At 53.9% G+C, this 13,591-nt stretch carries 9 protein-coding genes; 5 read left to right on the top strand and 4 right to left on the bottom strand.

Annotated elements, in window-relative coordinates; translation table 11 throughout:
- Nucleotides 1-127: 127 nt before the first annotated feature.
- The 4 genes from J2Y56_RS05155 to J2Y56_RS05140 all read left to right on the top strand — a co-directional run bounded on the left by J2Y56_RS05155 (nucleotide 128) and on the right by J2Y56_RS05140 (nucleotide 3,245).
- On the top strand, nucleotides 128-1,618 hold the full coding sequence (locus J2Y56_RS05155) for a leucyl aminopeptidase (RefSeq protein ID WP_007944840.1): 1,491 nt from the start codon (nucleotides 128-130) through the stop codon (nucleotides 1,616-1,618).
- 60 nt (nucleotides 1,619-1,678) lie between these two features.
- On the top strand, nucleotides 1,679-2,107 hold the full coding sequence (locus J2Y56_RS05150; protein ID WP_007944839.1) for a DNA polymerase III subunit chi: 429 nt from the start codon (nucleotides 1,679-1,681) through the stop codon (nucleotides 2,105-2,107).
- Between the two features lie 8 nt (nucleotides 2,108-2,115).
- Complete coding sequence (locus J2Y56_RS05145) at nucleotides 2,116-2,505, top strand: hypothetical protein (protein ID WP_007944838.1); 390 nt, start codon at nucleotides 2,116-2,118, stop codon at nucleotides 2,503-2,505.
- Between the two features lie 512 nt (nucleotides 2,506-3,017).
- Nucleotides 3,018-3,245 carry a hypothetical protein gene (locus J2Y56_RS05140; RefSeq protein ID WP_310349031.1) on the top strand — a complete coding sequence of 76 codons (228 nt, stop codon included), beginning with the start codon at nucleotides 3,018-3,020 and terminating at the stop codon, nucleotides 3,243-3,245.
- Nucleotides 3,246-3,860: 615 nt separating this feature from the next.
- Here J2Y56_RS05140 and J2Y56_RS05135 read toward each other — a convergent pair.
- The gene (locus J2Y56_RS05135; protein ID WP_310349029.1) at nucleotides 3,861-4,157 is read right to left on the bottom strand and encodes a hypothetical protein; all 297 of its coding nucleotides are present in this window, start codon (nucleotides 4,155-4,157) and stop codon (nucleotides 3,861-3,863) included.
- Nucleotides 4,158-4,723: 566 nt separating this feature from the next.
- Between J2Y56_RS05135 and J2Y56_RS05130 the strand changes: the two genes are divergently transcribed.
- The gene (locus tag J2Y56_RS05130; protein ID WP_007944837.1) at nucleotides 4,724-7,570 is read left to right on the top strand and encodes a valine--tRNA ligase; all 2,847 of its coding nucleotides are present in this window, start codon (nucleotides 4,724-4,726) and stop codon (nucleotides 7,568-7,570) included.
- Between the two features lie 238 nt (nucleotides 7,571-7,808).
- Here J2Y56_RS05130 and J2Y56_RS05125 read toward each other — a convergent pair whose 3' ends face one another.
- The 3 genes from J2Y56_RS05125 to J2Y56_RS05115 all read right to left on the bottom strand — a co-directional run bounded on the left by J2Y56_RS05125 (nucleotide 7,809) and on the right by J2Y56_RS05115 (nucleotide 13,488).
- Complete coding sequence (locus tag J2Y56_RS05125; RefSeq protein ID WP_310349025.1) at nucleotides 7,809-11,183, bottom strand: RHS repeat-associated core domain-containing protein; 3,375 nt, start codon at nucleotides 11,181-11,183, stop codon at nucleotides 7,809-7,811.
- A gap of 191 nt (nucleotides 11,184-11,374) precedes the next feature.
- Complete coding sequence (locus tag J2Y56_RS05120) at nucleotides 11,375-12,775, bottom strand: hypothetical protein (RefSeq protein ID WP_310349021.1); 1,401 nt, start codon at nucleotides 12,773-12,775, stop codon at nucleotides 11,375-11,377.
- A 287-nt stretch (nucleotides 12,776-13,062) separates the two neighbouring features.
- A complete protein-coding gene (locus tag J2Y56_RS05115) occupies nucleotides 13,063-13,488 on the bottom strand; it encodes a hypothetical protein (protein WP_310349018.1) in 426 nt (141 codons plus the stop codon).
- Nucleotides 13,489-13,591 lie beyond the last annotated feature (103 nt).

Genomic DNA, 13,591 nt, shown 5'->3' with positions numbered 1-13,591 from the left:
CACGGAGCGAGGTTCAAACTGCGGCCTTTATCGCGGGCCGTGACCTGCGTTTTTCCATCTATATAAGCAAGCGTCTGTGCGTCGCCGTTTTGCCCACGCACGTTGACCATTATTCAGGGACCCGGACATGGAACTGGTTGTAAAAAGCGTTAGCCCAGAAACGTTGAAGACCGCCACTCTGGTCGTCGCCGTCGGCGAAGGCCGCAAGCTTGGCGCTGTGGCCAGACAATTGGACGAACTGAGTGGCGGCACCCTGAGTGCAGTGCTCAAGCGCGGCGATATCGCCGGCAAGGTTGGCCAGAGCCTGTTGCTGCATAGCCTGCCAAACCTCAAGGCTGAACGCGTTCTGCTGGTAGGCGTGGGCAAGGACGAAGAGCTCGGCGACCGCCCGTTCCGCAAAATCATTGCCGGCGTACTCAACACCCTCAAAGGCCTGGGCGGCAGTGATGCGGTACTGGCGCTGGATGAAGTCGTGGTCAAAGGCCGAGACAGCTACGGCAAAACCCGCCTGCTGGCAGAAACCCTGGTGGACGGCGAATACACCTTCGACCAGTTCAAGAGCCAGAAAGCCGAACCTCGCGCCCTGAAAAAAATCACCCTGCTGACCATCAAGGCTGCACAGGCTGAAGTCCAGCGTGCCGTGACCCACGCCACCGCAATTGCCAACGGCATGGCTTTCACCCGCAACCTGGGCAACCTGCCGCCGAACATCTGCCACCCCACGTTCCTCGGCGAGCAAGCCAAGAACCTTGGTAAAGAATTCAAAAGCCTGAAAGTCGAAGTCCTTGACGAGAAGAAGATCAAGGACCTGGGCATGGGCTCGTTCTACGCCGTAGGCCAGGGCAGCGCCCAGCCGCCGCGCCTGATCGTCATGCAATACAACGGCGGCAAAAAATCCGAGAAACCCTACGCCTTGGTCGGCAAAGGCATCACCTTCGACACTGGCGGCATCAGCCTGAAGCCGGGCGCCGGCATGGATGAAATGAAGTACGACATGGGTGGCGCCGCCAGCGTGTTTGGCACCCTGCGTGCCGTGCTTGAGCTCAGCCTGCCGATCAATCTGGTGTGCATCCTGGCCTGCGCCGAGAACATGCCGAGCGGCAACGCTTCGCGCCCGGGCGACATCGTCACCACCATGAGCGGCCAGACTGTGGAGATCCTCAACACCGACGCCGAAGGTCGTCTGGTGCTGTGCGATGCCCTGACCTACTCCGAGCGTTTCAAGCCGCAAGCCGTGATTGATATCGCGACCCTGACCGGCGCTTGCGTCGTGGCCTTGGGCTCCCACACTTCGGGCCTGCTGGGTAACAACGACGAATTGATCGGCCAATTGCTGAGCGCCGGCCAGACGGCTGACGACCGCGCCTGGCAATTGCCGTTGTTCGACGAATACCAGGAGCAACTGGACAGCCCGTTCGCCGACATCGCCAACATTGGCGGCCCGAAAGCCGGCACCATCACCGCTGCCTGCTTCCTGTCGCGCTTCACCAAAAACCTGAATTGGGCGCACCTGGACATCGCCGGCACCGCATGGACCAGCGGTGGCAAGGACAAGGGCGCCACTGGCCGTCCTGTGCCATTGCTGACCCAATACCTGCTGGACCGCGCCAAAGCCTGAAACCGATGACCTGGGTCGGCGTTGCTTTCCAGTAGCGCCGCCCTTGGCTCAGGAACCGCAATGACCAAAGTCGACTTCTATATCCTGCCCAGCGCCGATCCGTCGGCACGGCTGGATTTCGCCTGCAAGCTCACCGAAAAAGCCTGGCGCATGGGCCACCGCATTTACCTGCATTGCAGCGATGCCGCCCAGCGCGAGGAACTCGATGCCCGTTTGTGGGCTTTCAAGGGCGAAAGCTTCGTGCCTCATGGTCCTGTCGAAAGCGAGCCGGACGGTCTGATTGTGCTGGGACTGGGTGATGACTGTGGTCAGCACCAGGATTTGCTGGTCAATCTCGACCTGAAAGTGCCGGCATTCGCCAACAAGTTCGCCCGCGTGGCGGAAGTAGTAGTGGAAGATCCGACGATTCGTGCGGCTGCGCGGGAGAGTTTCCGTTTCTACCGCGAACAGGGCTATCCTCTGCAAGACCACCGTTTACAGCGACTCTGAGCATTCCGATGGACACTCCGAAACCGCAACAACAGTCCGCGCACTTACTGGACGACCTCGAGTCGATCCGCCAACTGCTCGGCGATGACAACCTGCAACCACCGCTGCTGACCGACACGGTCATTGACAGTGACCAGGAACAGATTCCCATGTTGTTCGAGGCTGTCGGCAATGCGCCGCAGCCGGTCGAACCGACACCGCCACCGGCTCCTGTCGCGCAACCTTCGTCGGAACCCAGCAAGGGCAATGATGCCTTGCTGCATCTGGACAGCGAACTGCGCGCTGCCGCGATGCTGATCATGCAAGACGTGATCGACGACTTCGCCCCGCATATTGAAACCGAGATCAAGCGCCGGCTGGATGCGCGGATGGAGCGGTTATTAAGTCAGTACGAATAACCCCTAAATCACCCACGGCAGTTCGCTGCCGTGCTTGCCACGTACAGCTTTCCCGTAGCTCGCAAGGACGATGGAATACCTGACCGCTTATCTGAACTGTTATTTCTGACAGTAGGCGCGCTCCTGAAAAACCGTAAGCGTGAACACCTCACACTTACTGCAGGAGACATTGAAATGAGCGCCCCAACAATCTTCCAACCGATAACTAAACTCCCCCCCCAAGACAAGCCTGTTTTTTTAGGCAAAGCGGCACCGGGGGGCGGTCGTTATCGCCTGCCAAACCGGGACCGGACTTGTTCTGGCCAGGACGACCGCAGATAACAATGGCTCCTGGCTAGCGCGATGCTCCATCAATTTGCCAGAAGGCCCATACTCCATTTCGGCCTACCCCGAAGGCACTTCGGAATATGCTGAAAACTTCCCTTTCATCGTAGAGGCATCCAACGGCAGTACAGCCATGCCCTACGGCAGCAAACCCATCATCAGCCAACCGACGCCCGACAACCGTCTCGGTGCCGTTCTGGATCAAAGGCACGGCAGCCCCCAACACCAAGTTGCGCGTGGCTCGCTCCGGTGGCGGGCCGGAACTGGGCACCGCCTATGTCCGGCCTGATGGCAGTTGGGAACTTCAGGTAACCCAGCAGCTCGCAGCCGGCAACTTCTCCGCAGCCACGGCACAGGTTGAAAACGGGACAGAGGTTTCCCTTTGGGAAATCGTCGACTTCAATGTTTCAAGCTAACCAACTGTTCGTGAAATGCTCTATCGAACAAAAAACAAGAGTGCCTTTTCGCTGATACAGGTCGATGAAGGCACATCTAATCCTAATCATAGGACACTCACAATGACTACCTCTTACGCTATCGCGCTCCCACCACGGTGACTTCCCTCCCCCCTCGCTCAAGGTCCAGGACGCCGCGCACGCCATTGTTTATGTATATAAAACACACGGCAGTATTTTTTCGGCAAGCTAACAGTCAACAAATATGGGGATTGGGTTCAACGCGGCGGGCGAGCGGGTATCGGGCTGGACGAGTGTCATACTGACCGTACATGCATAATAGATACCTGCAGAAATCACTCAAAAAGGTGGACAAAAACCGATGATCACCAGGCCTTTCCCATCGATATAGGAGACCAGTTAAAAAGTATCAACATCATCGGAAAATGCGCTTGAAGTGACGATAGTATTATGCGCACTCTAAGTGCCCGAGGCGGGCTGACATCGAAAACCAGCCATACAAAGCGCCAACTGTAAAAAACCTGAAACACTCCAATTAACAACCGAAAAAAGGGGAGACCAAAGTCTCCCCATTAAATAAACGCCTTCTATATGCGTACAATTTGATCATTAATCCTACCAACTAGGAGGAGGAACGCTTGCTACACCACTTTCCGGGTTATACGTATTGTTAGACGAAAGGCGCCACTTAGCGTCCCCATTGGCTGCGGTAAACTCCAGATTGTTCCCCCCTGAAATTTGAGTCTCTGTACCGTCAACATTAATGACTTTCGAAAATTTGATCGTGAGGTTTTTTACAACAATCCTATTTGCAGCCGGCGTAACCTTACTCGTGCTTGGCAATTTCACTCCTTGCTCTGCCGCATAATCGTCATAAATATTTATTTCATACAAAACACCTGAATTGCTCATCTTAAATACCTTTTATAGACCGGGCATCAATAACATTCATCACAAGCATGAACTCGCTCATGCTAAAAACGGCCACTTATGCGAAATGTTTTTTGCACCAATATAGTTTATTTTAACTCCCGACTCATCTGACTCGAAAGTTCAACAACCATAGCAACCCAGAAATACGACATCAACTGCTATAAATGACAGTTGACAAAATCAATTAACCAACCACCTTTAAACATCAAATCCAGCAATACTTATAATCAGACGCGCCATCCGCTCAGTCGCCTTTAAAAACAGCCATTTACTTTGGACACCACTTCAAATCTGCAATTTTATGGCCCTATTCTAAATTACAGTTCAATATAAAAATAAAGAATAGGCGCACTTCGTTTTATAACAAACTCATCTCACCGTTCTCCAAACTCTTCTCTACGACCCGCCAGAAAATAAAATCATGCACAGACAGAATGCCCGATGAAGGGATTGCCGGCGGGGCGTTGCGTCACTCGCCCTGCGCCCCATGCCCCGCTATACTTGCCGGCTTTTCCTGAATAAATGCCAATAGGGTCCCGCCGCGCATGGATAAGACCTACCAGCCGCACGCCATTGAAACTTCCTGGTACAACACCTGGGAGTCAGAGAATTACTTCGCCCCGCAAGGCGCGGGCGAGTCCTACACCATCATGATCCCGCCGCCGAACGTCACTGGCAGCCTGCACATGGGTCACGGTTTTAACAACGCGATCATGGACGCCCTGATCCGTTTCCGCCGCATGCAGGGTCGCAACACCCTGTGGCAGCCGGGCACCGACCACGCAGGTATCGCCACGCAAATGCTGGTGGAACGCCAACTCGAAGCCAAAGGCCAGAGCCGCCACGACTTGGGTCGCGAGAAATTCCTGGAGAAAATCTGGGAATGGAAGGATGAATCCGGCGGCAACATCAGCCGTCAGATCCGTCGCCTCGGCTCGTCCGTAGACTGGAGCCGTGAGCGCTTCACCATGGATGACGGCCTCTCGGAATCCGTAAAAGAAGCCTTCGTGCGCCTGCACGAAGACGGCCTGATCTACCGCGGCAAGCGTCTGGTCAACTGGGACACCAAGCTGCACACAGCGATTTCCGACCTTGAAGTGGAAAACCACGACGAGAAGGGTTTCCTGTGGAACCTCAAGTATCCGCTGGCCGACGGCGTAAAAACCGCTGAAGGCAATGACTACCTGATCGTCGCGACCACTCGTCCGGAAACCATGCTCGGCGACGCCGCCGTGGCGGTTAACCCGAACGATGAACGCTACAAAGCCCTGATCGGCAAATTTGTCGAGCTGCCGCTGGTCGGCCGCCGCATCCCGATCATCGCCGACGATTACTGCGACCCTGAATTCGGCACCGGCTGCGTGAAAATCACCCCGGCCCACGATTTCAACGACTACGAAGTCGGCAAACGCCACAACCTGCCTCTGCTGAACATCTTCGACAAGAACGCCGCCGTACTGCCGGCCTGCCAGGTGTTCAACCTCGACGGCACCTTGAACGAAAGCATCGACGGCAAGATCCCGGCCGAATACGCCGGCCTCGACCGTTTCGAAGCCCGCAAGCAGATTGTTGCTGCGTTCGACGCCGCCGGCCTGCTGGTCAGCGTCAATGATCACGCGCTGAAAGTGCCGAAAGGCGACCGCTCCGGCACAATCATCGAACCGTGGCTGACCGACCAGTGGTACGTATCGACCAAACCATTGGCCGAACCCGCGATTGCTGCCGTAGAAGACGGCCGCATCCAGTTCGTACCCAAGCAATACGAAAACATGTACTTCTCGTGGATGCGCGACATCCAGGATTGGTGCATCAGCCGTCAGTTGTGGTGGGGCCACCGGATCCCGGCCTGGTACGACGAGTCGGGCAAAGTCTACGTCGGTCGCGACGAAGCCGAAGTGCGCGCCAAGAACAACCTCGGTCCGGACGTTGCGCTGCAACAGGACAACGACGTTCTCGACACCTGGTTCAGTTCGGGCCTGTGGACCTTCTCCACGCTCGGCTGGCCTGAGCAGACCGAATTCCTCAAGAAATTCCACTCCACTGACGTGCTGGTAACCGGTTTCGACATCATTTTCTTCTGGGTCGCCCGGATGATCATGCTCACCATGCATTTGGTGAAGAACGAAGACGGCACACCGCAGGTTCCGTTCAAGACCGTTTATGTGCACGGTCTGGTACGCGACGGCCAAGGCCAGAAGATGTCCAAGTCCAAGGGCAACGTCCTGGACCCGCTGGACATCATCGACGGCATCGAACTGGAAGAACTGGTGCAGAAACGCACGTCCGGCCTGATGCAGCCGAAACTGGCGAAGAAGATCGAGAAGCAGACCCGCGACGAGTTCGCCGACGGTATCGCCAGCTATGGCACCGACGCCCTGCGCTTCACCTTCTGCTCGCTGGCGTCCACCGGCCGTGACATCAAGTTCGACATGGGCCGCGTTGAAGGCTATCGCAACTTCTGCAACAAGATCTGGAACGCCGCGCGTTATGTTCTGGACAAGGGCGAAGACTGTGGCCAAAACGGCGAAGCCTACGAGCTGTCCCTGGCGGATCGCTGGATCATCTCGCAACTGCAACGCACCGAAGCCGAAGTGACCCGTCAACTCGACCAGTTCCGTTTCGACCTGGCGGCACAAGCCTTGTACGAGTTCATCTGGAACCAGTATTGCGACTGGTACCTGGAACTGTCCAAGCCTGTGCTGTGGGACGAAAACGCGCCGGTCGAACGTCAGCGCGGCACCCGCCGTACGCTGGTTCGCGTGCTGGAAGTTGCGCTGCGTCTGGCGCACCCGTTCATGCCGTTCATCACCGAAGAAATCTGGCAGCGCATCGCGCCGCTGGCCGGTATCGAAGGCAAGACGATCATGCTGCAACCTTGGCCAGTGGCCAATGAAGAGCGCATCGATCCGGCCGCCGAAGACGACATCGAATGGCTCAAGGAACTGATGCTCGGCACGCGTAACATCCGTGGCGAAATGAACATTGGCCCTGGCAAACCCCTGCCGATTTACCTGAAGAACGTCAGCACTGAAGATCAGCGTCGTCTCACCGAGAACGAAGCCTTGCTGAAGAAGCTGGCTCGCCTCGAATCGATCACGGTGTTAGCTGCCGGCGAAGAAGCACCACTGTCCGCCACGGCACTGGTTGGCGAGATGGAAGTGCTGGTGCCAATGGCCGGCCTCATAGACAAAGGTGCGGAACTGGCGCGTCTGGACAAGGAAATCCAGCGTCTGCAAGGTGAAGTTCAGCGCGTCGGTGGCAAGCTGTCGAACGCCGGTTTCGTGGACAAGGCCCCGGCTGAAGTCATCGAGAAAGAACGCGCCAAACTGGCTGAAGCTGAACAGGCTTTGGGCAAGTTGGCTGAGCAGCATGCGCGGATTGCCAGTTTGTAAAAGGGTAATGGCGTAAAGGAAAATGCCAGTCAGCTAAGTTGACTGGCATTTTTTGCTTCTGATCTGAGAATTCGAAGATTGGAACTTCATAACGCCCGGCTAAATATAATCCTCGCTTAGACGGGACAAGACGTCTGTAGTCACGCCCTACGCAAATTCGGCACTGTGGGAGCACTCGCCCAAGACGAGCGCCCCCAGGTTGTCGACGAACCATACGCCGACGACTTAAGTGTCTAAATCAACGGCGCCCTATATTGAATTCCCCCCAAGCCAGCCATGTGGCGTTATTGATGTTTCCATTGATGAAATTGTCCCGGTCAGACTCAAACACCCCGGCATTCGCGAGCACGCCAGTGACGAAGCAAATGACCGTATTCAAATCACCGACGTTAAAGAGCTGAGCGGCTCCTCCCTCCCTTATCAAGGACTTGCCATCGAAGGGGAAGTTTTTGATCGGATGGAGCGCATCGTCAACCAGATTTCTGACGGTTTTATCCAGTCCATTTATACCGCTTTTAATGAGCTGAGCAGGCTGCGCATACAATTTTGCGTAACCATTGAACAATCTTAACTGCCTCAGGGTAGGTACCATGCTAGACGTAGCTTTATGGATGAGGTTCCTGGCCACGGCCATGCCGGAGCGGGCCAGGTAAAGAGCAAATTGCCCGACTTTCTTGAGCAATGTCGCCACGCCACCAAAGACCGTCAACGCTAGTGACACCCAGCCCAAAATCGATGCCAGCTGGGGATTTGTATCGGCAATGACCACGGCAGTTATGGCGGTGGCAGCCGCAGCAATAGCCAGTCCGACCAAGGCAGCTGTCAGCAACAATGAGGCCCCCCCGGTCATTAAGGCAGTCATCACACCAATGCCCGACCAAATTATCGTACTGATCAATGCCGAGTCCTTGCCCAGGCCAAGTGGTCCCGGCGTGCTATCACCCCAATAGCGACGTAAGCCGCTGTTCACCGCACCAGAACCGACATGGCCGCTGGGGTCCTGCACATTAGCGGGGTCTCCGTTGCAGTACCCATAGGCGTGATGGCCGCCCAAATCGAAAGGGCTGAGGCTATCCTGAATACCAAAGCGCCGGCTGTCCGGGTCATACCAGCGATACCCCTGACCCAATGGGTACTGATCGTTGTCAGCGTCACGGTACTCGCCGTTGAAACCCAGTAACGAGTCTTTTTCATCCGAAGAGTGTTCGCCATAGGCGCTATAGGCATGATGCTTCAGGGTTTCTGCCTGCACGTCGTGGCTGACCAGTACCGTACCCTCGGCATCGCGCAGTTCTAACAAGGTCCTGTCTACCCCCGAACGCCTGACCAGCTGCACGGTACACGCAGCACTACCGGGGGACAGATGTCGGCCGGTGCCTGCTTCACTGGGGTGATACTCGCCGCGCACCTGAAGCCCGGAATAGATGATCTGACGTTGTTCCGTACCCTGGCCGCAGGTCATCATGCGGTCCATGGGATCGTAGGTATAATGCCTCGACCCCGCCTGCGTCATCCGTCCCAACCAGTCATAGCTATAGGTTTTGCCTTTCTGGTCTCGGGTCACCCGCCCCGCACCGTCATAGACCAGGGTCCAGGCAGTGGGATAGTCCGAATGGCTATGCGCTACTGTTTCAAGGCGACAGCCACTTTTGGCATCGTAGGTGTAGGTGCTGGTGCAGCTTTCTGTCCCGAACTGGGTGACACACGTACTGATATTCCCCAGCGCATCATAGGTGAACGTCTGACTGTCAATGTCTTTGTTCTGCGGGTTTTTCGGCCGCCATACACCGGTGGTTGTGCAAGAGGCGAGCCGCCCACCCTCCGTGTAGTCCAGAACACGCGAGCCCAGAACTTCGCTACCTTTTTTCAGCTGGATCGTGTTTAAGCTGTTATTGAAGTTGTAGAAACGATGCAACGTCAGGTCAACCTTGTCGCCAAGCTTGAAGCTGCGGCAGATTTCGCGCTGTTGAGGATCGTAGTCGTAGCTCACTGTGAGACTCGTCTGGCCCTGCGTAATGATTTCCTCCTTCAAACGTCCAAAAGAATTGTAGGCATGCGTGGTATTCAGGTCGCTGCTTTCTGTCTTCTGCCGTTGCCCAAGATTGTTATAGTCGTACTTGATCTCATTACCCTGTACATCCACTTCACTGAGCAAGCGCCCGCCGAAGGAATAGGTGCATTGGGCTTCTTTAGCGAGCGATGCTTGAGCCTCTTTAGTTGCCTGCGTTTGCGCTCGCTGCTTGCTTAATCGAGTGTTGAGATCGTGATCATATTTCAACAACCGCTCACCCTCGCCTGCCGTTGAGGTGAGTTGCGCACCATAGGCGTAGGTAAAACTCTTCTCGGTACCAGCCGCTGCGCTCACTTTACTCAAGCGATTGCCTAGTTCCTTGATGTATTCAAAGTTCAGCGTTGTGTCCTCGGCGGTTTTTTTCGAGCTAGGGACATTACTTGCGCCATCGTACGTGAAAGTTTCGGTAGAACTGCCTCGGGAAAACGAACTCACCCGCCCCCAACTGTCGAAGACGCGTTTACCCAATGTCCTTGTTACCCCATCAAACTCAATGTCGATCTGCTTGGCCTCACTGATCAGCCAGTGCAGGGGGTACTGGTAGCGGTAGGTATAAGTGAGTGCCGTGGCACCTTGCGCCTTACCTTTCTCCGAGTGTTGCTCACTCAACAAGCGTCCGAAACCATCGTAGGTATACGTGATAGTGATAATCCCGAACTCTGTGGTGGTCTGCAGCTGCGAGACCTGCCCGGCAGGGGTATAGGTGGCAGTCTGGGTTTGGTAAACCGTACCGGCCGCATTTTTCCACTCGACCTTGGCAACGGTTTCATCGTCGTTGTAACTCGTGACCTTGGCATGTTTGTCAGCCGCGCCTCCGGTCCATTCCGTCCGGGTCATGGCCACAGGGTCGTAAATGTTGAATGTTTCCAGGCCATCGCTGTACAGACGACCGCATTCCTCATTCCAGGTGTCGTACTTCAGTTCGTGCCACTCGCTGACTTGGGTGCCGTCGGCCAAGTAATCATGGCGAGTTGTGCGCAACTCGCGGCCCAGCTTGTCATAGCTGACCTCCAGAACCAGACGCCATTCAGGTGTTTCAGGTGTTTGCAAATACTCCTCGACCAGATTGCCCTGACCATCATATTCACTGGCACGCTTCAAGCCATTGGGTTCTGTTACTTCCAACCGCCCGGGGGATGGATAGGAATAGGTGGTCACCTGTTTGTAGGTCGCGCTTTGTGCACAGGTGGTGTGGGTGGACAATCGACCGTAGGCGTCGTAGCCATAGTCGGCACGATTGCCGTCTTCATCTACCTGACTAATCAGACGGCCACTCAGAATGCTGTGAGTCTCTGATGTGGCACGCTCATTACCTTGTGCGTCGGTTTTTGTGATTGTGGTCGTGAGTTCGGTTCCCTTAAGGGTGTAGTCGAAGATGCGTGCAGGCTCGCCGCCCCCCAATAACTCACCCTTACTTTCCGCGGAATCCAGGCTAACTTTCTTCTGACGCCCTTTGCGAAAGTCATTATCTTTGAAGTACTCCTCCTGCCGAACAACAAATGCTGCCTTCTTCAAGTCTTGGGCAGCATTAACCGCTTGCATTGTACGGCAAACCTTCAATTCGCTCAGGCCGTCGATGCGTTGGTAAAGATGATACTTAAAAGACACACAATCATTAATCGTTTCATACTGACTGACAAACCATTCTTCTCCACCATATCCAGAACCATCAACTTGCGATAACCTAGGCACTGCATCAGTATTTTTCCGAACAACTTCAGCACCAAGATACCTTAAATAAAAATCACTACCATCACGACACTCCCCCCAAAGTCAGAGTTGATAATTTCATTATAATATTCCTTACCTTCTTCTATAGAGTACCCATTATCCAATGCCCCAGCGCTTGCCATCCTCAAAACCGTCAAGACTTTTTGTGCATTCGATCCCTCCCCGCTAGTGTGATGCCACTCTGTATATCCTTCGCACTGCGCATTAGCATAGATTGCTCCATGAGAAGCCAACTTACTCAAAACTGTCTTTTTTCGGATCTTCTGATCTTTCTGATATTCGATTATCGTCGAACGATCTAACATATCCGTCTTCTCATGCAACGTTTCACTATAGTGCACTACTACCGAAGCCTCCTCTTGCGTCTTCGTCTCTTTGACCATTTCATGACGTTCATTATACTCATAAACAGTCTTGCGAATTGAGTTATCAACTAACCCTTGTATAGTTTTGTCGTTTTCCGAGGCACCCATTCTAACCGTGGTGGTATATTTAGTAGAATCAACCCAATCATAAGAGTAATACGTTTTGACATCAGCTGTGCTTAAGCGCGGTGAAAGCGTATGGGTGCCGACACAGGGAAGCGCCGATAACTTTTGGTTATTTTCAAACCGCAGCCCGTCGTCTTCATAGGCGACTGTTTCTTTAAGACCTTCAAAACTGTTGAACTCGTTCAACAACCAACCGCAGGTGGCATGATCCTGATAACCGAAGGTACATGTTGTGCCATCCGCAGCAGTCACTGATTTGAGCGCATGATTCTCAAGAGCAAGTTTGAAGCTCAGTTTTTCAGAGGCATCGTCGGGCCAGAAGTTGATTTCAGCTGATTCGTCGGTGTATTCCACCTTGAGCAAGACACGTGTAGCATCCTTGATTTGTGTCAATTGAATTTGATGGTGAGTACTATCGTTTATCACATGAGCCGTCGAAGTCCAGCCCAGTGTCAGAAAGTTGTAACCATCGGTCGTCAGCGTCTCTGGCATATAAATCTGAGTATCGCCCAGCTGTTTCAGCACTTCCACCCTGCCATCCCGCCGTAGCACCGTCAGTGTTCCTTGGTCCCAGGTGGCAATGACGGCTGGCTGTTCCAGTTCCTTGTCCTTTTCCACACGTAGCACTTCGCCCGAGTGCAACGTCAACTGCTGGTTTTCTTCATGGTAGTGGGTAAATGCGAAGGACCAACCGTCTCCCAGACCCGCGGCGTTGTTGACTACCGGGGTGTAGAAAAGGCTCATATCCACTACCGGCCCGGCACCCGCATTACCGGTCACCGCCGGTAACGGCACATAAACTTCAAACAAACCTGTTCGCGGGTCAACTGTGTTGCGTTTTTGAGTGGTGGCATTAAAAATCGCGTGGTTCTGCGAATCGCTAGGGTCGATGCCCATGATGTTATGTTCCATGACTCACCTCTGGTTATTCGTGTCTACTGTTAAATTTGACAGCAATAAAGGCCAATTCGGAATAATTGAAATCGTTGTTATGTTAGTAGCACGCATAACGGGTTCACCCGTACGGCAAGGAGAGCATCGACTTCACGAAAAGGAACATCCGACTGATCTGTTGGCCAGCGCCAATAAAGCCACTTTAAACAAGTAAGGCTTTCTGAATAGAAATGTCCACCCAAAAACAGATGTACAGCTATTTCCTGGATCGACACATAAATCGATCAGTCGTTACACGACCTTACTTATTGCGCGCTTGCAGGAGCAACATTCTGCTGCCCACTAGGAAGAGCGCCATCGGGAAGATCAGCGCCCGATAGAACGACACCTTGGCTCACCCAAGTCTTTCCATCAAACTTAAACACCACACCGGATTTCCCAGGAAGTTTGAGTGGCGCTCCCAAGCTGGTATTAGTCGCATTCACGGTCGTAGGTTCACCCCCCCGATTTTGAATATGAACCAAAGTACCAACATTGAAAGACGGATTCCCGGCGCTAATAGTTAGCGGGTTGGCATAACCAAAACCATCCCCCATATAATACATATTGACACCTTTCCCGGACTCCGTCTGGATAACACCAGGAGGATTATTCCGGTCAGGAGACCCTTCAAATGCCAATGCACTTGCCGACACCATAATCGCGCAGACTAATACAGAAATACTTTTCATATTCGACGTCCTTTTTTAGTTCTAAATAAAATGGAGGCTTTGGCCCACAAGAGAGAAAATAGCACTACCAAGAATAACGTCTACTGTAAGAACTAACAGGTTA

Origin of the sequence: Pseudomonas sp. BE134 (assembly GCF_031456105.1) — a bacterium.
GTDB lineage: Bacteria > Pseudomonadota > Gammaproteobacteria > Pseudomonadales > Pseudomonadaceae > Aquipseudomonas.
This window is presented reverse-complemented; position numbering and strand designations above follow the sequence as displayed.